The organism is Lactococcus allomyrinae, from assembly GCF_003627095.1.
GTDB classification, from domain to species: Bacteria; Bacillota; Bacilli; order Lactobacillales; family Streptococcaceae; genus Lactococcus; species Lactococcus allomyrinae.
Genome location: NZ_CP032627.1, coordinates 57,432 through 81,759 on the forward strand (window position 1 = coordinate 57,432; position 24,328 = coordinate 81,759).

Below are 24,328 nucleotides of genomic sequence, written 5' to 3' on the forward strand. Positions count from 1 at the left end.
TGAGCTGCGGTATAGTGAAAATTTAAGTATAAATGCTTTGGTTTTCACGAATTAAAATAGTTGAAGGAAAATGGAAAAATGTTTGATCAATTAGAATCAATGATTGGAAGATATGAGGAGTTGGGAGAGTTATTGTCTGACCCTGAGGTAGTCAGTGATACGAAGCGTTTTATGGCGCTATCACGAGAAGAAGCAGATTTGCGTGATAAGGTCGCAGCTTATAATGAATATAAAAAGACTCTTGAAACGATTTCTGATAGTGAGGAAATGTTGGGTGAGAGCGGTCTTGATGATGAGATGAAAGAAATGCTCAAAGAAGAACTTTCGTATGCTAAATCTCAAAAAGAAGTGCTTGAAGAACGCATCAAGATTTTACTTTTGCCTAAAGATCCTAATGATGGTAAGAATATTATCTTGGAAATTCGTGGAGCTGCTGGTGGAGATGAAGCCGCGCTTTTTGCGGGTGATTTGCTCAATATGTACCAGAAATATTCAGAAGCACAAGGCTGGAATTTTGAGATTATGGAGGCGAATGTGACGGGAATTGGTGGATATAAAGAGGTATCTGCCTTAATTTCTGGAAACAGTGTGTATTCCAAGTTGAAGTATGAATCTGGTGCGCATCGTGTGCAGCGTGTACCTGTGACTGAAACGCAAGGACGCGTGCATACTTCGACGGCAACGGTGCTTGTTATGCCTGAGGTAGAGGAGTTTGAGCTGACCATTGATCCTAAAGATTTGCGAGTGGATATTTATCACGCATCGGGCGCTGGTGGACAAAATGTCAATAAAGTGGCGACTGCGGTACGTATGGTTCACTTGCCAACAGGGATAAAAGTTGAGATGCAGGAAGAACGGACACAGCAAAAAAATCGAGATAAAGCGATTAAACTGCTTAATACTAAGGTTTTTGATTACTATCAACAGATTGAGTTGGATAAACAAAATACAGAGCGTAAAGCGACTGTCGGAACGGGTGACCGCTCGGAGCGGATACGGACTTATAATTTTCCCCAAAACCGCGTGACAGATCATCGGATTGGATTGACTTTACAAAAGTTGGATACGATTTTATCTGGGAAGATGGATGAGATTATTGATGCTTTGATTGTTTATGACCAAACGAAGAAATTGGAAGAGTTGAATAAATAATGGAATTTTACCAAAAATGGTGGGGGAATTTTATATTTGGGTTTTTAACGGTTGTGGTACCTTTGATTTTTTTAGGATATCTATTGTTATTTTCGACGAATGTTTTATATATCATTGCACTGGCGATAGTTAGCATCGTTTGTCTCCCTTTAGGGAGTTTTGTTTCATTTTCCAGTTTTAAATATAGAGTTACTCCGATTCTTTCTTATGATTCAAGCTGCGTTTATTATGGGTTTAAAAAGTATAAAGTAGTTTCGTGGTCTGAAATTGCTGGCATTGAACTTGTGGATAGTACTCAAAATCTTGGACAACGTGGAGAAAATACGCATGAAAGTTTAATTTTTATTGATAGAGAGGGAAAGATGATTTTTGGCTTAAATTCAAAAAAGTTGCGTGAAGATAGCCTGAATGTTTGGGTAGTATTGACTGATGAGTGGCATAAGCATCACATGGGAAAGAAGATGGTAAAAATTAGGTAATGTGGATTATTCATTGGATTGGTGGACTGCAGGTTGAGTTGGTTGTGAATGGGTCGGATTCTCTCGCGATTGAGCGGATTTATCGTGAACGCCATCAGCTTTCTAAGGAAGAATGGTTAAACTTTATGCAGACATCATTAACTGACGAGATTGCGTCAGAACTGACAGAGATAAAGGAGCGCGTTATGCTTCAAGGAAGACCTTATTGTCCTGAAAAAGATGAAGCCTATTGGAAATCTAGAGGTTTTTGATTAATGATAAGGAAAGGAAGACTTAAAAATGTTGTGGATTGAGACAGTGCGTATGCTGTCAGCAGATTTGGAAGAACCCTTTGCTTTGGAATTTGTTTATCGAAACTTATATGAGCTGACAAAATTGGACTGGCTCAACTTACAGCGGCAAGAAATCACTGATAGCGAGCGGTCAGTGCTGACAGAATTGGCAAAGCGTCTGAAAAATAATGAACCACCTCAGTATATTGTAGGTTGGACAGAATTTTGTGATTTGCGCTTTAAAGTTGATGGGCGAGTCCTCATTCCTAGACCAGAAACAGAAGAGTTGGTGCGGCTCATCTTGTCAGAAAATGATGAGAATGAATGTTTGTCAGTATTAGATATTGGAACAGGCTCGGGAGCAATCGCAGTGGCACTCGCAAGTAAAAGAAAAAATTGGCTTATTGAGGCCTCTGATTTATCTAGTGATGCGCTGAGTGTGGCGACAGAAAATGCTGACAGAAATGCTGTCAGTGTTCATTTTACGAAATCTGATGTTCTGTCAGCGTTTATGGAGAGGAAAAAATTTGATATTATTGTGTCAAATCCGCCATATATTGCATTTTCTGATACAGATGAAGTGGATGATTCTGTCATTAAATATGAACCGAACTCTGCGCTTTTTGCAGAGAATATGGGTCTAGCCATTTACAAAAAAATTGCTAAAGAAGCTCCGTCAGTGCTGACAGAAAATGGTAGAATTTATCTAGAAATCGGGTATAAACAAGGGCAGGCTGTCAGCCAGCTCTTTCAAAAACAGTTTGCTGACAAAACGGTGAGTGTTCATCAGGATATTTTTGGTAAAGATAGAATGATTAGTGTGAAATGACATGATGGAGTTAAGGCATAGTTGCATACTTTCATGGGACAAAACGGGATTATAGCCTACCAAAGTACAAATCAAAACTGATATAAAACGGGGTGAAAAGAATGATGCAACTAAAGCTTATCACAGAACACAAACAAGATTTCTTACCGTTGCTCGCACTTGCTGACAGTCCAGAGTTCATCAAAAATTATCTTGAACGAGGAGAGCTGTATGTCTTTGAAGACAAAGCCGTTGCTTTATTGACTAAGGAAGAGGATGGTAGCTATGAAATTCAAAATTTTGCAATTGCTGTCCCTTTTCAAGGAAGAGGTTTTGGTAAAAATTTTATGACAGAACTCTGTCGCAAATATTCTGGTCAGACTTTACTTGTACGCACAGATGAATACACTGCAAAATTCTATGAGAAATGTGGTTTTACAGCCTTCAAACGTGTAAAAAATTACTTTCCTGAAAAATATGGAGAGCGTGTTTTTGACAAAGGTCGGGAATTGATTGATAATATTTACTTGAAAGTGGAATTAACATGACAATAGAAAAAGAATTTCGTGAAGAAGGAATGGCGTTACAACGAGAGTTTGCGATTCTTGAGCGAATGATTAATGAAAACGAGATTGAAATGGCTACCGAGGAATTAACATTTGCCAAAATGATGCTGACAAGTTATATTAAAAAAATTAAAACTGCTGATGGAGCAAAAATTGGTGTCATAGGTAAAATTTTTCGTCATCCCTACCATGTTCCTGAGGAATTTATGAAAATCGTTATCGCGATGGTTGCCAAAGAAAAACAACTCTCTAAACAGTTAAACAAAAAACAGGAAAAACAGCAGAACCAAGTGAATCGAGAAGCAGCGAGAAATCGGAGAACGGGTAAAAATGCAAACTGAAAAAGCAATAAATGGGCTAAAGAGTGGAGAACTTGTAATCCTCCCGACAGAAACAGTTTATGGGTTATTTGCTGATGCGACACAGGAGCAAGCGGTCAAAAAACTTTATGCAGTAAAGGGGCGTCCGACAGAAAAAGCGCTTAATATGAACGTTTCAAGCTTTGATACTATTTTGAAATACAGCAAAAATCAGCCGTCTTATCTTGAAAAAATGGTTTCAGAATTTTTGCCAGGACCATTAACAATCATTTTGGAGGCTTCTGAAAATGTTCCGGAATGGATTCATATTGGGAAAACAACAGTTGGCTTTCGAATGCCAGCTATTTCGACGACTCAGAACATTATAAATGAAGTTGGGGTTTTAGTTGGACCATCTGCGAATTTGACTGGAGAACCTAGTCCGCGCTTTTTCTCAGATTTAAGTCAAGAGATTTTGAAAAATGCAACAGTGGCGATAAAGGATGATAGTGTTTATGGCTTAGATACGACTATTATTGATTTGACAGGAGAGTATCCTAAAATTTTACGTCAAGGCGCAATCACACGTGAGGAACTTTTATTCGCTATTCCCGAACTTTCTAAAATTATTTAGTGAATTCCGGTTATAAGATTTGGAAATGGATGTTAGACCCGATATAATAGTATTATCAATCAGGGCTTAGCGATATAAGTTCATGATGTAATGAATTGAGTTCGTCCTCTTTGAATGGCATGAAAAAGATAAAATGTTCTAGTGGACACTGTCCATTTCCACATTTTCCTATCTCCGTAGTGTAACTACTACGCATCCATTGGCTTATGCGCTAAAAGTAATAGCAAGTGCCAAGTGGTATTTTTCAGCCTTTCAAAATAGTTGGGCTCACATTTTAAAGGAGAGACTATGATTTACGATAAGGAAGACTATAAAGCATATGACCCAGAACTTTGGGAGGCAATACACGCAGAAGAAGTGCGTCAGCAACAAAATATTGAACTGATTGCTTCAGAAAATATTGTTTCTAAGGGAGTTCTCGCTGCACAAGGTTCAGTTTTGACAAATAAATATGCAGAAGGATATCCAGGTAAACGATATTATGGTGGAACAGAAGCGGTTGACGTTGTAGAAAATCTCGCGATTGAGCGTGCTAAGGAACTTTTTGATTGCAAGTTTGCTAATGTTCAACCACACTCAGGTTCACAGGCAAATGCTGCAGCCTATATGGCATTGATACAACCAGGTGAGACCGTTATGGGAATGGATTTGAACGCTGGTGGACACTTGACACATGGTGCTTCAGTAAATTTCTCTGGTAAAACCTATCATTTTGTTTCTTACGGTGTTAATCCTGAAACAGAACTTTTGGACTACGATGATATTCTTAAAATTGCACAGAAAGTTCAACCAAAACTTATTGTTGCTGGCGCTTCAGCTTATTCTCGTGTGATTGATTTTGCAAAATTTCGTGAAATTGCGGATAAAGTTGGTGCAAAATTGATGGTGGATATGGCTCATATCGCGGGATTAGTTGCGACTGGTGCACATCCTAGTCCTGTTCCCTATGCAGACATTGTGACAACAACGACGCATAAAACTTTGCGTGGTCCTCGTGGTGGGATGATTTTGACGAATAATGAGGATTTGGCTAAGAAAATTAATTCTGCAATTTTCCCTGGTACACAAGGTGGCCCTTTGGAACACGTTATTGCAGCTAAAGCAGTAGCATTTAAAGAAGCACTGGATTCTGAATTTACAACTTATATTGAACAAGTGATAAAAAATACTCAAGCGATGGCTGAAGAATTTGCAACTATTCCGGGTCTTCGCTTAATTGCTGGAGGTTCAGATAATCATTTATTAAACTTGAAGGTTTTAGACCTCGGTATCAACGGCAAAGAAGCCCAAGAACTTCTTGACTCTGTGCATATTACCTTGAATAAGGAAGCAATACCGGCAGAAACTTTGTCACCTTTTAAGACCTCTGGTGTACGAATCGGTGCTCCTGCGATTACTTCACGGGGATTCAAGGAAAATGAAGCTAGACAAGTTGCAAAATTGGTTGCAAAAGCTTTGGTTAATCACGATAATGAGGCGATTTTAGATGAAGTACGAGCAGAAGTACTTGACTTGACAAATCAATTCCCTTTGTATTAAAATGAAGTCAAAGTTCTTGTAGCAAATGAGTTACAAGATTGAATTCATTTGTGATTTTACGCAGAGAAAATGATAAAAAAGCAAAGCGATGTAGAATAACTTTGCTTCATCTTTTTTTGATTTTAGCTCAAAATCTAAGATGATTTTAAGCTAAAATTGTTATACTAACGAATGTAAATTTTAATTGAGAATGACTGCTAGAAAATATTGATATGGGCTAGTAATGTAAAATAACTTTGGTGCTATTGACCGGAGTTAAATGTGAGAGGTTGGCGGTGTTCTAAAGGAACAGTTAACTTAAAGCAGTCAGAAAGACTAGGTAAGTGATAATGTTTAAAAAATTCGTGGGTTTAATGATGCTGGTACTTGTAGTACTCGCCGGTTTTTATGTTTATAGAGCACATGAAAATGTCAAGCATGTGATGAGTTATGAGAGTGCAGTGAGTAAAAATCTTGCTGCTCAAGGGTTGAGTGGTGATACGAAGTTGGCACTTGCCATTATTTATACTGAAACTAAGGGAAAATCGGCAGACGTGATGCAATCTAGTGAGAGTCTTGGAGCGAAAGCAAATGATATTTCAAATGAGAATGAAAGTATCCAACAAGGGATTTCAAATCTCTCCAAAGTTCTAGAGTATGCTTCTGAAAAAAAAGTAGATGTTTGGACGGGAGTTCAGGCTTACAACTATGGTAAAGCTTATGTTGATTACATTGCGAATCATGGAGGGAAAAATACAATTGCATTATCTAAAGCTTATTCTCGTGATGTGGTTGCCCCAAGTTTAGGAAATACTACTGGTGAAACTTATTATCATATTACGCCGGATTCTTTGTGGTACAATCAAGGTAAACTTTACACAAATGGTGGAAATATTTTTTATGCTAAAGAAGTTGAATGGAATATGTTTTTAATCAATTTATTAGATTGGTAAACAATGATAGGTTGAGTTAGCGTTGTTTAAAATCAAAAAACCAAGAAAATAAGTTTTCTTGGTTTTTTGATTTGAGTTGAAGAAATAAACTAGTATTTAATATTAAAATCTACAAAATCTTCAAAGTGAGTTGGAGTAGCATCGACGTAGCTTACTTTTGCAAACATGGGGAGTTTTCGTTTACCTGATTTTTCACCTCGGATAATTGAGATGAACTGGTCAAGCTTTTCCCGCTGACTTGACTGTGCATAGATACCGACAGTACCGTCATCATTATTCCACACTCGTCCTAAAATATCTAACTCGCGTGCTATCATGATGACAAAGTACCGAAAACCAACACCTTGGACACGTCCAGAAACAATCACTTTTATTTTGAACATTTGGAAACCTCCTGTAATCGTTCTCATATTAAAATCTTGATTTCATTATATCATACTTAAAGAAATCTCTAAAAGTTCGAAATTTTTATTTCCCTACTGGCTATCCTATAAATTCGGAAGTTCAAACCGTAATTCGTACACAGCTTATTGCACCGTTGGCAAATTTTATTGAATTTCAAAGATTCATCTCAAATCTGAAAATAGCGGTACTTCCAGCTTATCTTAAAGCGATAAATGAGAGAGGTGAGAAAATGATCAGCACTTTTTGTAAAAATTTGTTAAAATGAATGAATGGAAATCATCACGTCAAAAGATAATAAAAAAGTAAAAGAAGCACGTAAGTTGCTGACAAAAAAATATCGAAAAAATTCATACTTAATTGAGGGTTTTCATCTGTTTGAAGAAGCTGTAAAAGCTGGGACTGAGATTTTACAGATATTTGTAGAAGAAGGAAAATTTGACAAACTTTCACCAGTACTGACAGAAAATCTATCAGTAGATATGGTGTCAAGAGAAGTTTTGAAGTCACTTGCGGATAGTGAGAGCCCACAAGGTATTATTGCTGAAGTCAAAAAATGTGAGACGGAGATTGACTTTTCAGGATCAAAATATTTAGTGTTAGAAAATGTCCAAGACCCTGGAAATGTTGGAACGATGGTACGAACAGCTGATGCTGCTGGCTTTTCAGGCGTTATCCTTTCAGAAAATACCGCAGACATTTACAGCGCAAAAGTCATGCGCTCGATGCAAGGCTCAAACTTTCATTTTCCTGTAGTACAGATGGAGTCAAGTTTACTATTTGGACAGTTAAAAAAAGCAGGCTTGTCAGTACTGACAACAACTTTGTCAGCAAATTCTGTGCCTTATCAGTCAGTCAAAGTCCATCGGTTTGCTCTTGTCATGGGAAATGAAGGCGCAGGTGTGTCAGATTTTGCAGCCGAGCAAGCGGATGTTCTTGTGCACATTGAGATGCCAGGTCAGGCTGAATCGCTTAATGTCGCTGTTGCCGCAGGAATTTTGATGTTTAGTTTGTAAAAATCATGGAGAAAAAGTGAAACTTTACACTATAAAAATTGACCGACCAATCGGCCACAATCATCACGGTACGATTTATCCTGTAAATTATGGTTACGTGCCTGAACTTATCGCTGGTGACGATGAGGAGCAAGATGTTTATATTCTGTCGCGACTTACAGAAAATCAAATCCCACTGACAGAATTTACGGGCAAGCTGACTGCTATCATCCACAGAAAAAACGATGTTGAGGACAAGTGGGTCATGACGAGTGAGCATGAAACGTTTACAAAAGAAGAAATTTTCGCTCAAACTTACTTCATGGAGCAATATTTCGACAGCGAAATTGAATTATTGTAAGACAAAAAAATTCTGTCAGCATACTGACAGAATTTTTAAATTAATTTACAAGTCAAAATGTGAACTTAGAGTTTCAGCAAATGCTTCAAGATTGGTTTCATCATCATCTTCAGGTGATAAATCAACACGAACAAGTTCAGCACCTTTTGTTGCACCAGTCTTTTCAAATTGTGCTTCAAACATATCCACGCAGATACAAAAATCATCATAAAATGTATCGCCAGAACCAAAGCAGCCATAGATTTTTCCAGACAAGTCAACATCTGCTAATTCTTCGTAAAAGTCCACGATTTCATCAGGAAGTTCGCCATCTCCATAAGTGTAAGTTCCAACAATACAGAGATCGGCATCAGTCATATCTTCTGCATCTACAGAAGTACATTCATCAAGCTCGACTTCCCATCCTAACTCTTCGAGTTTATCTGCTACAATATCAGCACAGGCTTCTGTATTTCCTGTCATACTTGCATAAACAATTTTTGCTAAAGGCATTTTATATCTTCTCCTTATAAATGTGAAATGAATCAAAGCATTTAGTGCTGTTTCATCAAATACAGCCGAATCTAATTACCTCATTACTATTATACCAAGATGTGAGTCCGACTGTCCAGAAATAATGAAAAATAGGGAAATTTTAGGTTTCCTTTTGCTCTAGCTGCTCTAGTTGCTAAACAAAAGAACAGCGAAGCGACAAAGTCGCGGAGGTCTGCTCGTAAAGCAGGTTCTATTTTTATTTTTTCATGCCCTAGGGTCTTAGCGCTTTGCGACTCGACTTGTGGCTTTAGCCACTTAGCGAGAGTGGACAGCGAAGCGGAGATAGTGGTTAGACTTCAGGAACAAGGGAACCTGATAGCAGAGCTATCAGGTTGTATCATAACTTCTGGTGTTGTGAACTCAATTATAGCAAAATTTATGCAAAATCAATATTGTAAACTATCCTCTAGCTTTCGATTTAGCACTTGATAGAAAGAGGGCAGGGACTGCAATAGCTACAAGGACGATACAACTTACCAAAAATCCCATTTGGTAACCGTTTAGGGTAACGGCTGTTTCAACGGATTTTTTAGCCGTAGCGATGACGCTTGGTGTTAAAGTCGTATGCATAGCGGCTAATTGATGAAGTTTTGTCGTCATATGTCCAGCAATCTCTGAAGTCACGACAGCTGTTACGACAGCTGAAATCACTGCTGAGCCAAAGCTAGAACCCACATTTTGAATAATCCGTTGACCGACAGAAGCACCTGCAATATCTTTTTTATCCAATCCGATGAAAATATCAGTCATCATTGGCATTTGCAAACCACCAATACCAATACCACGGACAAAGAGTACCGCACCAAGCCAAATCAAACTTGTATTTTCATGAACAAAAATGAATGGTACAGTGCCAACGAGAGAAATCAATAAACTGACTAAAACAACAGGACGTGCACCGATTCGGTCGATTAATTTACCAATTGTAGGCCGGGCAATAAACATCCCGATTCCTTGCGGAATAAGCATAAGCGCAGCATCAATCGCTGTAAAGCCTTTTGTATTTTGGAAGAAAAGGGGAAGCAGAAGCATAGGACCGTTTGAAGCAATCCCAGCAAGGAAAATGCCGACATTGGCAGCCGTAAAGTTGCGGACTTTGAAGAAGCGCAGGGGCAACACTGTTTCATCATGCCGCAGATGATTGTAAATAGCATAGATGATAAGACAAGCTACACCAATGCTGCAAGAAATCAACATTTGGCTATTAAAGAAATTTTTTGCGTTTTCAGAGCCTTTCATAATCCCGTAAATCAGACCGATTGAGCCACCAGCAAGAAGAATTGTACCAAACCAATCCAGTTTACTTTCAGGATTCATCGGTTTAAAGTCTTGTAAAAAGAAAATGTTGAGCAAAACAGCAACGATACAAACAGGAACATTAACATAGAAAAGCCAATGCCAATTTGCATCCTGTACGATGAAACCACCAAGGACTGGCCCGATGATAGGACCAAGAATGATTGGCGTCGAAATAATAGCAACTAGCTCACCAAATCGTCCTTTTGGTGCGACACCCATGAGTAAGGTTGTCATGAGTAGTGTGATGAATCCAGCGGATAGCCCTTGCACTGCGCGGAAAGCAATGAAGCTCTCAATGTTCCAAGCTTGTCCAGAAAGAAAACTGAAAGCGCCAAAGGCGATGATTGACCATTGTAATACTTTTTTACCATTAAAATGATTGACCATGTAGCCACAGACTGGTACAGCGACGGCAAGCGCGAGGACATAACCTGTAATCGCCCACTGAATCATATTAAGCGAAGTGTTAAGGTCAGTTTGTAGCTTATTGATAGCGATATTAACCATTGTTGAATCAAGCATGGGAGCAAGAGCTCCGATCACAAGAACCCATGCAGTACGCGTGACTTCTTTTGGCAATTTATCTTTTTTATCTGCCATTTTTAAAATCTCCATTTGTTTTTTAGATACAAAATGTATCTTTTGTTTACAAATGATATTATAAACCTCTAAAATAACTTTGTCAAGATTTAAGTACAACTCGTATCTAATTTTTTGTTTTGAAAAAAAGATATTTATAAGATATAATATTAAATAAGGTACAAAATGTATGAATAGGAGTAGAAAGATGGCTCAAAGAAGAAGAGGTGATGAACTCAAAAATGCAATTTTTGAGGCAACAGTAGAGATACTTGAAAATAAAGGATTTGAGGAAGTGACTTTTCAAAATGTTGCGCGTAAAGCACATACAACGAGAAGTGTACTTTATCGTTATTTTGAAGACACTTTTCAGTTGATTTATCAAGCAGCACGTTATCATGTTGAGCGAGATGAACGTTATGAAGGTTCAGTTATTGAGCAGGTTTTTAACACAGGTGCTCTGCGTTCAGATTTGCTTGCTATGCTGAGTTTTATGAGAGACAATTCTACTCGCTTTCCTAAAAATTTTTTGCCTTATATTTTCTTTGAGCAGGCTCAGGGTAAAAATTTTTTTGAAGGCACAGTCGGAGATATTACAGAAAATAACCTCATCATCATTGAGCGCATATTAGCACGGGCACAAGAGCGTGGAGAAGCGCGTGAAAATATTAAACAGGAAACCAAACTGATTTCCTTTAAGTTATCACGTTACAATATCATGCTGACAGGGAAAGCGATGAGCGATGAACAAATCATAGAACTTGTTGATGATGTTCTCATCCCTCTCTATATGAAAAACTAACGATTAAGTCGCATTTTATGGTAAAATGGAGTGTATTTAGCATTCGAATAATTTTGAAAAGGTTCATGATTGTTAGAGGAAGTTCTTGTAGATAAAGCTGATAAATACTATCTTCACAAGGATTCAAAACCCTAAGTAAATGAAAATTTATCCTCTAATGAAGTATGGATTACTTCAAAACATAAAACTTAAACCACAGAGTTCTGTGCGCTAAAAGCTGGACAATGAGATAAATTGGAGAAACGTTCGATTTATTATTTTTGCCCTTTGTGACTATGCTGTTGACACTTTATAAGAGGCTAAAGCGTCAAGTTGAGCAACAAATCACTAGTTTTTTGCAAACACTACTCATATCTTAAAATTGAGTTTGGGGCGCTTGAAATGATGAAAAAAATAAAATCCGGAACCGCACTATGTGTGAATCTGTATTTTTCTATTTTCATCATTTCAAAGTGAGCGTTCCTCGCATCTTAAATAAAAAGGAAAGTAAAATTGATTACATTAAAATCACAACGTGAAATCGAGCAAATGGCGCGCAGTAGCAAAATTTTGGCGGATATCCATATTGGTCTGCGTGAAATCATCAAACCTGGTATCGATATGTGGGAAATTGAAGAGTACGTTCGCAAAGTTTGTAAAGATAAAAATGTCTTACCCCTACAAATTGGTGTAGATGAAGGAAATTACAATCCTTTTCCTTATGCCACTTGTTGCTGTTTAAATGACGAAGTTGCCCATGCTTTCCCACGTCATGTCATCCTCAAAGAAGGAGATTTAATCAAGGTAGATATGGTGCTTGGGTTGGTTGAAGACGGTTCCGTTGATGTCTCAAAGCTTGATTTTGACGATGCGGAGTCTATGGTTAAATATCAAGAAGAATTCCGCGGTGGTGTAGCAGACTCTTGCTGGGCCTACGCTGTCGGTGACGTTTCTGATGAAGTGAAAAATCTCATGGATGTCACTAGAGAATGTTTGTATCTAGGGATTGAGCAAGCTAAGGTTGGCAACCGGATTGGTGATATTGGTGCAGTGATACAAGAATATGCAGAAAGCCGTGGTTATGGTGTTGTGCGTGATTTAGTTGGGCATGGTGTTGGCCCTACAATGCATGAAGAGCCAATGGTACCACACTATGGTAGAGCTGGGCGTGGACTCCGATTGCGTGAAGGTATGGTTTTGACGATTGAGCCAATGATTAATACAGGCGGTTGGGAGATTGACCACGACGGAGAACGAGGATATGTTACCTTCGATGGTAGCTTATCTTGCCAGTATGAACATCAATTTGTTATTACAAAAGATGGACCAGTAATTCTGACAAGTCAAGGAGAAGAAAGAACATACTGACTCTACAGACTTATTGATAATTAAGTGAGTGCCTTTTACATCTTACTTAACTGATTTCATTTTTCTTGAAGTCAGTAAAAAATTGTAAAATGAATCTGCACAAGCACGGAGACAAATATTACATATTTTTTATGGATTCCATAACAGTTGGATTTCTATCTTGAATAACTGAGTTCGGGGCGCTCGAAATGAGTGAAAAAAGATAAAATGTAAAACCGCACTGTATGCGAAACTGTATTTTCTTATTTTTCATCATTTCAGAATAAGTATCCCCACGTCTTGAATGAATTGAGTTCGGAAGGCTAGAAATAAGTGAAAAAAGATAAAATTTTGAACCTGCGCAAGCGCGGAACCAAAAATTTTCCTATTTTTCATTATTTCTAAACGAGCCTTTCTCACATCTTGAATGAAAGGAAAAAATGAAAAAAATTCTACAAAAAATCGGTGAGTTAACCGGTACTTTTATGACTTTTTTTAAGAGTTCAGAGATGAGTTTGTCCTCTATTGCGGTGGCATACTATCTCCTGCTTGCGATTTTTCCTCTTGTTTTAATTATTGGTAATATCCTACCTTTTTTACAAATTGATACTGCAGGTTTGCTCCATTTTTTAGGAGACAATCTTCCAGAGCAACTCTATGATGGTGTGGAACCGGTAATTCATAGTCTGTTAAGTCAACGAAATACAGGTTTGCTGTCTGTTTCGGTCATTGCAGGTTTATGGACATTTTCCAGAGCCTTATCTGCTTTACAGATGTCAATGAATAAAGCTTATGAAGTATTTAATCACAGAGATTTCATTATTAGTCGAATTATTGGGTTAGTAGCAGGGCTTGCGATTTTACTTTTTTTGTATTTTGCGATTGCTTTATCTACTTTCGGACAGTTGATTTTGGAACATGTTTATAAACTTGTTCCTTTTGATCGGAACTTATATAATACTTTGCATAATATGACTTTGCCAGCTGTCGCAGTAGCAACGTTTTTATCTCTGATGATGCTTTATTTTATTTTGCCAAATGTTAAGATAAAGAAATTAAGATATACAATGCCGGGAACGATTTTTTCAACTTTTGTTTTGGTTTTCTTGACAAACTGGGTTGCTAAATATGTGAGTTTCGCACTCAATCAGTTGGATGACTTAAAATTAATTGGTTCTCTGGTTGTTTTTGCATTGATGATTTGGTTCATTTTTATCGCACGAGTTTTGATTATTGGAGCAATATTGAATGCAGTTTATCAAAAAACAAAACTCGGTGAGATTGAAACACGTCGAGGAGAAATTGTTGAATTTATCAAGGAAATTAGAAAATAGACTTACTCAACTTGAAGTTGAGTAAGTTTTTTGTTATGAATATCAGAGTTTATCTATAATTTATTTTTTGGTTATGTATGCAATTGGTATAGTTTCATTCGTAAATAAAATACTTGCATATTGATGTTTTTGTGGTATACTTATCTTATAAAAACAAATGAGATACTCAAGAAGGGAGAATATCATGAAAACACCGACTGCTAAGGCAGAACTACTGCAAACAATCCAAAATGACTTTGATAACCTTATTCATTTGGTTGATGATTTACCAGAAGAAAGCAAAAATGCTACTTTCCGCTTTAATTATGCCATGACACCGAACTGGCGCCGTGATACAAATGTACGGAGTGTGCTTATGCATTTGTATGAGCGAGCAAATCGTCTTGTAAATTGGCTAGAAAGTTCTAATCGGAGTGCGACTCGTCCATTTCGTGCGGATTTCTTCGGTGATATGAGCTCAGAACTTTGGATTAAACAACAAAATACAGACTTTGAGGTTGCCTATCAGTTAGCAAAAGAAACGCATAAAAAAGCGATGTCCTTGCTTGAAACTATGTCGGAGGATGAACTTTTCAAATGTGTTTATTTCACATGGAAAAGTTCGCTTTCTATTGCGGATTATGCCATGTCTGGATTAGCGAACCATTACAAATGGCTTATGGCACAAATTCAAAATCAAGTAATTGTCAATGAGATGATTTCCAAATAAAAACATAATGATAAAAAACTCCAGCTTAATCAGCTGGAGTTTTTGTTTTTCGAAAGACAATGAATTTTGAATAAATATAATTGACAACGATGGTAAAAACTTGGATGAAAATGTTGAGGTCAGCAACCATTTGATTTTTCCCCATCCCAAAAGCGTTCATCAAAATTTCAGGATGGGTATCAATGAACCACCAGTTGGCGACGATAGCGAGAAACAAAAGCACTAACCGACCAGAAACAAAGCTGATGAAATCTTTGAGTAAGTGCGATGATTTGTGTTGAAAAACAAAGAACTTATTTGTAAAAAAAGCGAAGATAATACTGGCAGATTGAGCAACAGTTTCTGAGGCCCAGCCAGAATGCCAAGCTTGCCAGGTCAACCATTTGACTAGAGCATAGACCGCCGTAGCCAAAACACCAAAAATGAGATATTTTATTGCTTCAGTTTTAAGAAGTGAGATAATCTTTTTCATGAAGATATTATACAAGATGTGAGCAATGCCGTCAAGAATTGTAGAGCAATACCATTTGGTTCTTTGAGCTTTAGCGCATAAGATAATGGACAGCGTAGCGACAAAGGCGTGTAGAACTGCTTGTAGAGTGGTTTCGTTTTGTTTTTTATCCATTTTCCCTAAGTTCTAAGTAATCGGACTTACTTATACTAGAGGTGAGTATAGGTGAAACGAAATCTATAGAGAATCAAAAATAATGTTGTTTGATGCTTAAAAATGCAGTTCAAAATTTTTGTCAGCGTTAATGATTTTTGTCAGCATTTGCGAGATAGGTTTTATAAAATTTTTCTGCTATAATAGAGGCATGCCTAAACAACGATTCTATTCTTTTATGATAGGGACAGTGGTTGAAGCTTGGATTTTTAGTTGGACATTTATGACTAGGTCTTGGTTTTTTGCCACGTTCTTTGGTGTGCTGCTCATTCGACGGTTGACGATTGCTTATAAGCTAGATAAAGTTATCCGTGAAATGATGAAATAGCAGTATGGCAAGTTCTTTTATGGTAGGACTTGTATTTTATAAAATTTTTGCTGACGAAAATAACAAAAGCGCTGACAGACAGACTTGTCAGTTTTGTACGATTGAGTAAGTATCAAAACGGTGAATATAGATTCTGTCAGTACTGACAGAGGTGTTATTGGCTGATTGATCAATATAAAATAACATAAATTTTAACTTTTGAGGGAGAACGATAATGACAGTTTCGGTTCAGGATTTGCTTGATAAAATCCATTTTCATGTGATTTATTCAACGGAAACAGCACTGAAAAAAGAGATTACGACTTCGGAAATCATGAGACCCGGTCTTGAGATGGCGGGTTATTTTGACTATTTTACTCCAGAACGGATCCAACTTTTTGGGATGAAAGAATGGTCATATATGATGACTATTGTTGGAGATAATCGTTATGATTTGTTGAAAAAAGTGATGACGGATGTGACTCCTGTGGTCATTGTTGCACGTAATCTTGAGATTCCTGATGAGATGGTTGCTGCGGCAAAAAAAGCAGATATTGTGCTTTTGCAATCTCGTGAGGCGACAAGTCGTTTGAACTCTATTTTGACTTCATTTCTAGATGAAAAGTTGGCGGAACGTATCACTGTCCATGGTGTACTGATGGATATTTTTGGGGTGGGCGTGCTTATTCAAGGAGCTAGCGGAATTGGTAAGTCTGAAACGGGTCTTGAATTGGTCAAAAGAGGACATCGACTTGTTGCAGATGACCGTGTAGACGTGTTCCAACGTGATGCTTTCACTTTAGCTGGTGAACCAGCTGAAATCTTGCGAAATATGATTGAGATTCGTGGGGTTGGTATCATTGATGTCATGAGTCTTTTTGGTGCCGGTGCTGTAAAAGATGCAACTGACATTGACATGGCAATTTATCTTGAAAATTATGATACGAGTAAAGAGTTTGATCGTCTTGGTAATGCACCGACAATCGTAACTTTTTCGGAAGTCGAGCTTCCACAAACTCGAATTCCAGTAAAAACTGGGCGAAATGTTTCTGTCATTATCGAAGCAGCGGTCATGAATTTCAGAGCGAGACAAATGGGATTTGATGCTACAAAAACCTTTGAAGACCGTTTGACAAATCTGATTACACAAAATAAAGAAGACTGACAGTTTTTCAAATTTACTGACGGCTATAAAATTTACTGACAGATTTTTGTCAGTTCAATAATGAAATAAAAATAAGAAAAAATGAATAAATTATTTCCCTTTTTAGCGCTTGATAAAGTCGCGCTTCAACTTGGTCCTATTGCGATTCACTGGTATGCCATTTTTATTGTGACAGGTGCTGCAATTGCAGTTTGGATGGCTTGTAAAGAAGCACCACGTCGTAAAAATCTTACAGGTCAATCCTTAACTACAGATGATATCATTGATTTTGTTCTCTTTGCTTTTCCACTAGGAATCGTTGGTGCCAGACTCTATTATGTCATTTTTGAGTGGAGCTATTATAGTCAACATCCAAGCCAGATTATTGCAATGTGGGATGGAGGAGGAGCGATATATGGGGGTCTAATCGCGGGTGCCATTGTCCTTTTTGTCTTCTGTTATTATCGAATGATTCATCCGCTTGATTTGCTAGATATCACAGTGCCAGGTGTATTCCTTGCCCAAGCAATGGGGAGGTGGGGAAACTTTGTTAATCAGGAAGCTTACGGTAAAGTTGTTTCTAATCTAGACTGGCTGCCTTCGTTTGTCCGTAATCAGATGTTTATTGACGGGCATTATCGGATGCCGACTTTCCTTTTTGAAAGTATTGGAACATTGAGTGGCTTTGTCCTCGTTCTTGTTTTCCGCCATCGTTTAAAATGGCTTAAACGTGGAGATATATTCAGCTTTTACTTGGTATGGTACGGTATTGTTCGTTTTACTGTTGAAGGGATGCGGACAGACAGTTTAATGCTAGGGCCTGCTCGTGTTTCACAATGGTTGTCAGCAGTGCTTGTCTTAGTAGGGATTGGACTATTTATTAATCGCCGATTAAAAAAAGTTGAAAAGTAGATTTATAAGTTATTTCTCAGGAAATGACTGACAAATTGGAAAATTAAAAGCTGTCAGTATACTGACAGCTTTTTTACAACTTATTTGTTGTAAAAAGTGATATCATGTGCAGAAACAGTGGTTACGATTTTTAGTTTTGAAAGTGTAGCTGCAATAAATGAACGCATAGTGTATAAAATACTGTCAGATTTTAAATTAGAACGAGTATATTTACTGACAAAATCTGAGCTGATTATGTTAGTAAATAAATAAATAATTTGTTATAATAAAGTAAAAAATAATCGCTTTCATGAGAATGAAATGTGATTTGATATTGTTTAATTTCTAAGTCATCCTCATTTGGGTAGTTTGTATCCAGCCTATGATTGCATGACGATAAACAAGACGTGCTATCTATACTGTTTTGCTGACAAATTCATCATAGGATAGATATTTAGAAGTTAAAACTTGCGCATGAGTTTGAAGGTCTTTCGTTTCTCATTCATGTGCAAGGTGAAATGTTTGCCGTTCGACTACTCAGTTAGAGAAGAACAGGTGTGAGCAAGAGCCCAAAAGCTCTTGGATAAAGGAGGAATTGTGGGAAATATTGCATTATTAATCATTGCGATTGCTTTTGCGGTGTTGGTACTTTTTTTGGTGATCGTACTTCACAAAGTATCAAAGGTTGTAGAAGAAGCAAATCGTACAGTGAAGTTGGTTTCAAGTGATGTGGATGTATTATTACATCAGGCAGACGGAATCATGGCAAAAGCAAATACTTTACTTGATGATGTTAACGGTAAAGTAGCTACGATAGACCCTTTGTTTACCGCAGTTGCCGATTTATCGGAAAGTATTTCAGACATCAATACATCAAGCCGTAAACTTGTTGCTAGAATCAATAGACCATCTTCAAGAAGAAAAGCAGGCTCAGCTTCAGCGGTTGTGCTTGCAAAAACAGCCAAAAAATTCTTTGTAAAAAAGGATAAAGTTAAAGAAAGCAAAGAAACTGTATAATCAAGATGCGAGGGACGCTCGTTCTTAAATTATGAAAATTAGAAAATTTTAGGTTCGTGCGAAAGCACGGTTCTGGAAGTTGCTATTTCGCCTTGCATTTTCAATCAATTGCGATTTGAACTTGCCACTTTATAGGATAGCCGTTAGCGCTAAAGCAGCAACGGATATGCTAGTTGTTTCACCTAGTGGCTTAGTGAGATCGACAACGTAGCAAAGCGGAGATAGAGCGAATCAACAGTGAAGTGTCTATTTTCACTAATTTCAAGCGCATCAAAACCAATTAAATAAGATAGCTCAACACAGAAAGGATATTTTATGTCAAAAAAATCAGGATTTTTAGTCGGTGCCGTAATTGGTGCGGCTGCAGCTCTCTTCCTTGCTCCTAAAAAAGGAAGTGAATTACGCGAAGATGCAGGAAAAATATATGATGATTTCAAAGAGAATCCTCAAGAAACGCTGAATAGTCTTAAAGATAGCGCTGTTGATTTTTCCACAGATAAATTCAATGAAATTAAAGAAAAATTTGATACAGGAGAAATTTCTGCAGAAAAGGCCAAAGATTATTTGATTTCAAAGCGTGATTTGATTAAGGAAAAAGTAGATTCAGGAGAACTTTCAAAAGAAAGTGTTGTCTCTTTTTTCAATGATACTAGAGATGCAATCGTAGAAAAACTAAATACTGTAAAATTGAGCAGTGAGGAACTTTTTGATGAAGATGAGTCCCATCTTTCTGATGAAGTTGCAACAGCCGCTGCAGAATTCAATGATAAAAAAGAGGATGTTGTTGACGCGGCATCTGACAAAGTTGAAGAAGTCAAAGAAGAAATTGATACAGAAAAGTTATCAGAAGAAGCAAATAAAATTGCTGAAAAAGCTAAAGAATTGACATCAGAAGAGTGGTAATAGTTGCGAAAAGCATATTAGACTACATATTCAACCCATTACATTTGCTTAACAAAAAGTCTGTCGTTCTATTTGAAATTGTAGAACTTCCTAGACAGACTTTTTTGTGTAAAAAATTTACATACTTAGAGATAGCATTTGGAAAAAAATTGCGATATAATAAAGCTATAGCTCATTCGTTGTAAAAAATAACAACGATTGATATTGCACACTTCCGTGCGCCGTTCTTTAGAACGGTCTAACGGTCTACATTCGTTTATACACCACAGGTATCTCTTCGCTCTATCTCCGTTTTGCTACATTGTTGATTTCAGTAAGCCATTAGAGGTAAGTAACTAGCATATCCGTAAGCTGCTTACATCCTACAAAGTGGCAAGTTCAAATCGTAATCTGCTAAAGGAGCAAGGCGAAATGGTTCACTACGCTGTCCGTTTGTTTTGCTGTCAAAACAGCAAGAGCAAAAGGTCTGCAAATGTAGTGAGCACCAGTAAAATCCTGCTGGATTTTAAAGTGGACTAGTATATATAAAAATAAATCCGGAGGATTTTATAATGACACAAGCAAACTTTGGTGTTGTCGGAATGGCTGTTATGGGGAAAAATCTTGCCCTTAACGTTGAGTCACGTGGCTATACTGTTGCTCTTTTCAATCGGACAACTTCAAAAACAGAAGAAGTCGTTGCCGAACATCCAGACAAGAATTTTGTTCTCACAAAAACAGTTGAAGAATTTGTAGCAGCCATCGAAAAACCTCGTCGTATCATGCTAATGGTACAAGCAGGTAACGCTACCGATGCGACAATTAAGTCACTTTTGCCTCACTTGGATAAAGGTGATATTCTAATTGATGGTGGGAATACACATTTCCCAGATACAATGCGACGTAATGCGGAACTGGCCGATTCAGGAATTAACTTTATTGGGACAGGTGTTTCAGGGGAGAAAAAGGTGCTTTAGAAGGACCTTCAATCATGCCGGGAGGTCAAAGAGAAGCGTATGAACTTGTTGCTCCGATTCTTGAAGAAATCTCTGCTAAAGCTCCACAAGATGGCGCACCATGTGTGGCTTATATGGGTCCAAATGGAGCAGGTCACTATGTGAAAATGGTTCATAATGGAATCGAATATGGTGATATGCAACTTATTGCAGAGTCATATGATCTTCTGAAACGTGTGATTGGACTTGATAATGCTGAGATTCAAGCTATTTTTGAAGAATGGAATGAAGGAGAGCTTGATAGCTATCTCATTGAAATCACTAAAGAAGTATTGAAGCGTAAGGACGACGAAGATACGGACAATTATATTGTTGACGTTATTCTTGACAAAGCGGGGAATAAGGGAACAGGTAAATGGACATCACAATCTGCACTTGACCTCGGTGTTCCATTGCCATTGATTACCGAATCAGTATTTGCTCGTTTCATCTCAACTTATAAAGACGAACGCGTGAAAGCAAGCAGTATTTTGTCTGGACCTACAGCAAATTTCTCAGGCGATAAGAAAGAAGTTGTTGAAAAAATCCGTCAAGCGCTATATTTCTCAAAAATCATGAGTTATGCTCAAGGCTTTGCCCAGCTTCGTCAAGCCTCTAAAGAGTACGATTGGGATCTTCCATATGCTACCATTGCACAAATCTGGCGTGCTGGATGTATCATTCGTGCAGAATTTCTGCAAAATATTACTGATGCCTTTAATAAAGATAATGCTCTTGAAAATCTTTTGCTTGATGACTACTTCATTGACATCACAAAACGTTATCAAGAATCTGTCCGTGATGTTGTAACACTTGCTGTTCAATCTGGTATTCCTGTACCAACATTCACATCAGCTATCAGCTATTATGATAGTTACCGTTCGGCAAATCTTCCAGCTAACTTGATTCAAGCACAACGTGATTACTTTGGTGCACATACTTATGAACGTACAGATCGTCCTGGAATTTTCCACTACGACTGGTATACAGAAGACTAAAAATAGACTCCTTTTGGAGTCTTTTTTCTTTTATAATTTTGGAAATCTGATGTCTGAGAGAAAATATGCTACAATGAATGAGTGAAGTGCGAAGTTTTTAAATTACTTCCGAAATAAATAAAATAAGCACAATGGGTACTGACAATGATAAAAAATTCTGTCAGTTGAGAAAGACCATCAGACCTGATCAGGTTAATACTTGCGTAGGGATGTGTATGTATTTCCAAAGGATATTTCTTTTAAACTATTATTTGGAAAATCATTTTTCTCTTTTTAATTATCCCTCCTTGTGCAAACAAAGGAGTTTTTTTATGTCTATTTTGACACAAATTCAAAAAGTAAAACCGTTAGTGTTGAACCTTGCAAATCAAGTCACCACGCAAAGAGTAGCTGACGTCATAAGTTTTTTGGGTGCATCACCTTTAATGACAAAGGAAATTCAAGAAATTGAGTCTTTACTTACTATTGCGGATGCCCTAGTAGTCAATATTGGAACAATCAGTGAAGCTGATGGACCAATATTTCTTAAAGCTTGTCAATTGGCAAATCAAATGAATAAACCGATAGTTTTAGACCCTGTTGCAGTTAATGTTCCTTACCGTGCAAGTGTAGTCAACCAACTGTTAAATGCTGTAAGTTTTGACATTATCCGCGGCAACGCAGCAGAGATTGCTTGGTTTGCTGACAAAAAAGTTGTCAGTAAAGGAATTGATGCACTAGAGCTGACAGTAAGTCCAGAAAATGCAAAAATTGCTGCAAAAAGAACGGGAGCGATTATTGTCCAAACAGGGAAAACGGATGTTGTTACTGACGGAAATAAAGTCTTATTTGTCAGTACTGACAGCCCACTTTTTAAGGTAAATGTAGGGTGTGGCGATATGTTATCAGCGACAATTGGAACTTTTGTGGCAGTATCAGATAATCTTATCCAATCTGCTTATGAAGCAACGAAATTTTTTGGCGAAGCAGGAGTGCGGGCTACAGAGGATGTTCAGAATTTACCAGGAATGTTCATAAATGCATTTCTTGATGAAATTTATCAAAAAGCAAGAGAGGCAAAATAAAAAGTGGAAGATTTACAGGTTTCACCAGAGCGAAGAACGGCAGGAGCATGGGATTCATTCGCAACATGGGTTAATGCAAATGCGAATAATGGTACTTGGTTTACAGGCGGTGTAATAGCTGCGGCAGGTGTGTGGACAGCATCGGTTGATTTAGTTATTGTTGGATTGATGTCTTACGCTTTTTTATCTATTGCAGCATATATGGGCTATAAAACAGGTTTACCCGCGATGTATTTGACTCGACCTTCGTTTGGAGTTCGAGGTTCAGTTTTACCTTCAATGATTAACATTATTCAATTTATGGGTTGGGCAGCGGCAAACACATTTATTGCGGCAGTGTCAATGGCTATGATGCTCAATGCCTTATTCAAATTTCCAGCAATCAATTCGAATAATGCTTACATCAGCATTGGTACAGGAATCTTTATTATGATGATTTTACACCTTTTATCTGTATCTATGGGAGAAAAATCAATTCGAATATTGGAACGTTTTGGGATTTGGTTGATTTATATTTTAGTGCTTTGGGAAATGATTGTTGTTTTTCATGATTTTTCTTGGCATCAGTTGATAAATTGGAAGCCAGCAATAAATATCAAAATGTCTTCTGGAAAAGTTATTGATACATTGGCAGTTTTTAATCTTGGGTGGGCAATGGCTGGTTCAGATTTTTCAAGATTTGCTAAAAATAAAAAAGCAGCACTTGCAGTATCCTTTATCGGTGTAAATATAGGAACATGGTGGTTCGCTTCAATCGGTATGTTTTCTACGATTGCGATGGCTTTAAGTTTGAACAACTTCAATCCAGAAAATTCAGATCCATCTGTTGTTGCAACAAAACTTGGTCTAGGCTTGGTGGCATTATTAGTTATTGTTATCACATCAACTACCTCAAATGCAGTCAGCCTGTTAGCAGCAGGTTCAGCTTATAACAATATCTTTAAGAGAACAAGTTTCAATCGTTCATTGGTTATTGTAACCATTCTTGCTTCATTGATTTCATTTATCCCACTTATCATCAATAGTTTTTTAGCAAGTTTTACCGCATTTCTTTCGGTAATTGGGATGACAATGATTCCTGTGATTCCTATTTTTTTGATTGATTTTTATATCCTTAACAATCAAAAATATGATATTTCAGCATTGGATAAAGCAGGTGGAGTCTATTGGTACAATAAAGGAATTAACTGGATTGCTGTCATTTCTTGGGGAATTGGTGTACTTGCTTATAACTTATTTCAACGATGGACAATGGTGAGTGATGTTATTGGAGCAAGTTTTGAAAGTTTGATTTTAGCAGGTTTCAGTTACTTTTTGTTGACAAAAACACTTAGAAAGTAGGAC

At 37.4% G+C, this 24,328-nt stretch carries 26 protein-coding genes, 1 pseudogene and 1 riboswitch; of the genes and pseudogenes, 23 read left to right on the forward strand and 4 right to left on the reverse strand.

Going from position 1 to position 24,328, the window contains the following annotated elements; genetic code table 11:
* Nucleotides 1-78 precede the first annotated feature (78 nt).
* From prfA to D7I46_RS00385, 9 genes are all read left to right on the forward strand, one after another.
* Nucleotides 79-1,152, forward strand: coding sequence for a peptide chain release factor 1 (prfA, locus tag D7I46_RS00345; RefSeq protein ID WP_120771063.1), 1,074 nt, complete (start codon nucleotides 79-81; stop codon nucleotides 1,150-1,152).
* Nucleotides 1,152-1,631 (forward strand): YdbT family protein, encoded by a 480-nt coding sequence (locus tag D7I46_RS00350; RefSeq protein WP_120771064.1) that lies wholly within the window; start codon nucleotides 1,152-1,154, stop codon nucleotides 1,629-1,631. The genes prfA and D7I46_RS00350 overlap by 1 nt, the downstream gene beginning before the upstream one ends.
* Nucleotides 1,631-1,882: a hypothetical protein gene (locus tag D7I46_RS00355; RefSeq protein WP_120771065.1), complete on the forward strand. Its 252-nt coding sequence runs from the start codon at nucleotides 1,631-1,633 to the stop codon at nucleotides 1,880-1,882. The genes D7I46_RS00350 and D7I46_RS00355 overlap by 1 nt, the downstream gene beginning before the upstream one ends.
* A 28-nt stretch (nucleotides 1,883-1,910) precedes the next feature.
* Entirely contained in the window at nucleotides 1,911-2,732 is an 822-nt protein-coding gene (gene prmC / locus D7I46_RS00360) for a peptide chain release factor N(5)-glutamine methyltransferase (RefSeq protein ID WP_120771066.1), read from the forward strand.
* 101 nt (nucleotides 2,733-2,833) lie between these two features.
* Nucleotides 2,834-3,259: a GNAT family N-acetyltransferase gene (locus D7I46_RS00365; protein ID WP_120771067.1), complete on the forward strand. Its 426-nt coding sequence runs from the start codon at nucleotides 2,834-2,836 to the stop codon at nucleotides 3,257-3,259.
* Nucleotides 3,256-3,618 (forward strand): hypothetical protein, encoded by a 363-nt coding sequence (locus tag D7I46_RS00370; protein ID WP_120771068.1) that lies wholly within the window; start codon nucleotides 3,256-3,258, stop codon nucleotides 3,616-3,618. The genes D7I46_RS00365 and D7I46_RS00370 overlap by 4 nt, the downstream gene beginning before the upstream one ends.
* Nucleotides 3,608-4,210, forward strand: coding sequence for an L-threonylcarbamoyladenylate synthase (locus tag D7I46_RS00375; RefSeq protein WP_120771069.1), 603 nt, complete (start codon nucleotides 3,608-3,610; stop codon nucleotides 4,208-4,210). The genes D7I46_RS00370 and D7I46_RS00375 overlap by 11 nt, the downstream gene beginning before the upstream one ends.
* A 288-nt stretch (nucleotides 4,211-4,498) precedes the next feature.
* Nucleotides 4,499-5,749: a serine hydroxymethyltransferase gene (gene glyA, locus D7I46_RS00380; RefSeq protein WP_120771070.1), complete on the forward strand. Its 1,251-nt coding sequence runs from the start codon at nucleotides 4,499-4,501 to the stop codon at nucleotides 5,747-5,749.
* A 329-nt stretch (nucleotides 5,750-6,078) separates the two neighbouring features.
* A complete protein-coding gene (locus D7I46_RS00385) occupies nucleotides 6,079-6,681 on the forward strand; it encodes a lysozyme family protein (RefSeq protein WP_120771071.1) in 603 nt (200 codons plus the stop codon).
* Between the two features lie 89 nt (nucleotides 6,682-6,770).
* On the opposite strand, the gene D7I46_RS00390 is transcribed toward D7I46_RS00385, so the two are convergent.
* Complete coding sequence (locus D7I46_RS00390) at nucleotides 6,771-7,064, reverse strand: acylphosphatase (protein ID WP_120771072.1); 294 nt, start codon at nucleotides 7,062-7,064, stop codon at nucleotides 6,771-6,773.
* A 291-nt stretch (nucleotides 7,065-7,355) separates the two neighbouring features.
* Between D7I46_RS00390 and D7I46_RS00395 the strand changes: the two genes are divergently transcribed.
* Together D7I46_RS00395 and D7I46_RS00400 are read left to right on the forward strand one after the other, a co-directional pair.
* The gene (locus tag D7I46_RS00395; protein ID WP_120771073.1) at nucleotides 7,356-8,099 is read left to right on the forward strand and encodes a TrmH family RNA methyltransferase; all 744 of its coding nucleotides are present in this window, start codon (nucleotides 7,356-7,358) and stop codon (nucleotides 8,097-8,099) included.
* Nucleotides 8,100-8,115: 16 nt separating this feature from the next.
* A complete protein-coding gene (locus D7I46_RS00400; RefSeq protein WP_120771074.1) occupies nucleotides 8,116-8,439 on the forward strand; it encodes an inorganic pyrophosphatase in 324 nt (107 codons plus the stop codon).
* Nucleotides 8,440-8,484: 45 nt separating this feature from the next.
* Here the strand turns inward: D7I46_RS00400 and D7I46_RS00405 are convergent, their stop codons facing one another.
* A complete protein-coding gene (locus D7I46_RS00405; RefSeq protein WP_120771075.1) occupies nucleotides 8,485-8,931 on the reverse strand; it encodes a flavodoxin in 447 nt (148 codons plus the stop codon).
* A gap of 441 nt (nucleotides 8,932-9,372) precedes the next feature.
* Nucleotides 9,373-10,872 carry an MDR family MFS transporter gene (locus tag D7I46_RS00410; RefSeq protein ID WP_120771076.1) on the reverse strand — a complete coding sequence of 500 codons (1,500 nt, stop codon included), beginning with the start codon at nucleotides 10,870-10,872 and terminating at the stop codon, nucleotides 9,373-9,375.
* Nucleotides 10,873-11,059: 187 nt separating this feature from the next.
* Here D7I46_RS00410 and D7I46_RS00415 point away from each other — a divergent pair, with 187 nt between their 5' ends.
* From D7I46_RS00415 to D7I46_RS00430, 4 genes are all read left to right on the forward strand, one after another.
* Nucleotides 11,060-11,653 (forward strand): TetR/AcrR family transcriptional regulator, encoded by a 594-nt coding sequence (locus D7I46_RS00415; RefSeq protein WP_240424455.1) that lies wholly within the window; start codon nucleotides 11,060-11,062, stop codon nucleotides 11,651-11,653.
* 492 nt (nucleotides 11,654-12,145) lie between these two features.
* Nucleotides 12,146-13,000 carry a methionyl aminopeptidase gene (locus tag D7I46_RS00420; RefSeq protein ID WP_120771078.1) on the forward strand — a complete coding sequence of 285 codons (855 nt, stop codon included), beginning with the start codon at nucleotides 12,146-12,148 and terminating at the stop codon, nucleotides 12,998-13,000.
* A gap of 419 nt (nucleotides 13,001-13,419) precedes the next feature.
* Nucleotides 13,420-14,313, forward strand: coding sequence for a YihY/virulence factor BrkB family protein (locus tag D7I46_RS00425; protein ID WP_120771079.1), 894 nt, complete (start codon nucleotides 13,420-13,422; stop codon nucleotides 14,311-14,313).
* A gap of 184 nt (nucleotides 14,314-14,497) precedes the next feature.
* A complete protein-coding gene (locus D7I46_RS00430) occupies nucleotides 14,498-15,022 on the forward strand; it encodes a ClbS/DfsB family four-helix bundle protein (RefSeq protein ID WP_162930779.1) in 525 nt (174 codons plus the stop codon).
* Between the two features lie 25 nt (nucleotides 15,023-15,047).
* Here D7I46_RS00430 and D7I46_RS00435 read toward each other — a convergent pair whose 3' ends face one another.
* Nucleotides 15,048-15,647, reverse strand: a complete 600-nt coding sequence (locus tag D7I46_RS00435) for a GtrA family protein (RefSeq protein ID WP_240424456.1) — start codon at nucleotides 15,645-15,647, stop codon at nucleotides 15,048-15,050.
* A 190-nt stretch (nucleotides 15,648-15,837) separates the two neighbouring features.
* Here D7I46_RS00435 and D7I46_RS00440 point away from each other — a divergent pair, with 190 nt between their 5' ends.
* The 8 genes and pseudogenes from D7I46_RS00440 to D7I46_RS00475 all read left to right on the forward strand — a co-directional run bounded on the left by D7I46_RS00440 (nucleotide 15,838) and on the right by D7I46_RS00475 (nucleotide 24,325).
* Entirely contained in the window at nucleotides 15,838-16,014 is a 177-nt protein-coding gene (locus tag D7I46_RS00440) for a DUF3272 family protein (protein WP_120771081.1), read from the forward strand.
* Nucleotides 16,015-16,228: 214 nt separating this feature from the next.
* The gene (gene hprK, locus D7I46_RS00445; RefSeq protein ID WP_120771082.1) at nucleotides 16,229-17,158 is read left to right on the forward strand and encodes an HPr(Ser) kinase/phosphatase; all 930 of its coding nucleotides are present in this window, start codon (nucleotides 16,229-16,231) and stop codon (nucleotides 17,156-17,158) included.
* Between the two features lie 81 nt (nucleotides 17,159-17,239).
* The gene (gene lgt, locus D7I46_RS00450) at nucleotides 17,240-18,049 is read left to right on the forward strand and encodes a prolipoprotein diacylglyceryl transferase (RefSeq protein WP_120771083.1); all 810 of its coding nucleotides are present in this window, start codon (nucleotides 17,240-17,242) and stop codon (nucleotides 18,047-18,049) included.
* A gap of 576 nt (nucleotides 18,050-18,625) precedes the next feature.
* On the forward strand, nucleotides 18,626-19,045 hold the full coding sequence (locus D7I46_RS00455; protein ID WP_120771084.1) for a DUF948 domain-containing protein: 420 nt from the start codon (nucleotides 18,626-18,628) through the stop codon (nucleotides 19,043-19,045).
* 315 nt (nucleotides 19,046-19,360) lie between these two features.
* Nucleotides 19,361-19,948 (forward strand): YtxH domain-containing protein, encoded by a 588-nt coding sequence (locus D7I46_RS00460; RefSeq protein ID WP_120771085.1) that lies wholly within the window; start codon nucleotides 19,361-19,363, stop codon nucleotides 19,946-19,948.
* A gap of 551 nt (nucleotides 19,949-20,499) precedes the next feature.
* A pseudogene (gndA, locus tag D7I46_RS00465) lies at nucleotides 20,500-21,920 on the forward strand (NADP-dependent phosphogluconate dehydrogenase).
* A gap of 121 nt (nucleotides 21,921-22,041) precedes the next feature.
* A riboswitch (TPP riboswitch) is annotated at nucleotides 22,042-22,147 on the forward strand.
* Between the two features lie 84 nt (nucleotides 22,148-22,231).
* The gene (gene thiM / locus D7I46_RS00470; RefSeq protein ID WP_120771086.1) at nucleotides 22,232-22,984 is read left to right on the forward strand and encodes a hydroxyethylthiazole kinase; all 753 of its coding nucleotides are present in this window, start codon (nucleotides 22,232-22,234) and stop codon (nucleotides 22,982-22,984) included.
* A 3-nt stretch (nucleotides 22,985-22,987) separates the two neighbouring features.
* Nucleotides 22,988-24,325 (forward strand): cytosine permease, encoded by a 1,338-nt coding sequence (locus D7I46_RS00475; RefSeq protein ID WP_120771087.1) that lies wholly within the window; start codon nucleotides 22,988-22,990, stop codon nucleotides 24,323-24,325.
* Nucleotides 24,326-24,328 lie beyond the last annotated feature (3 nt).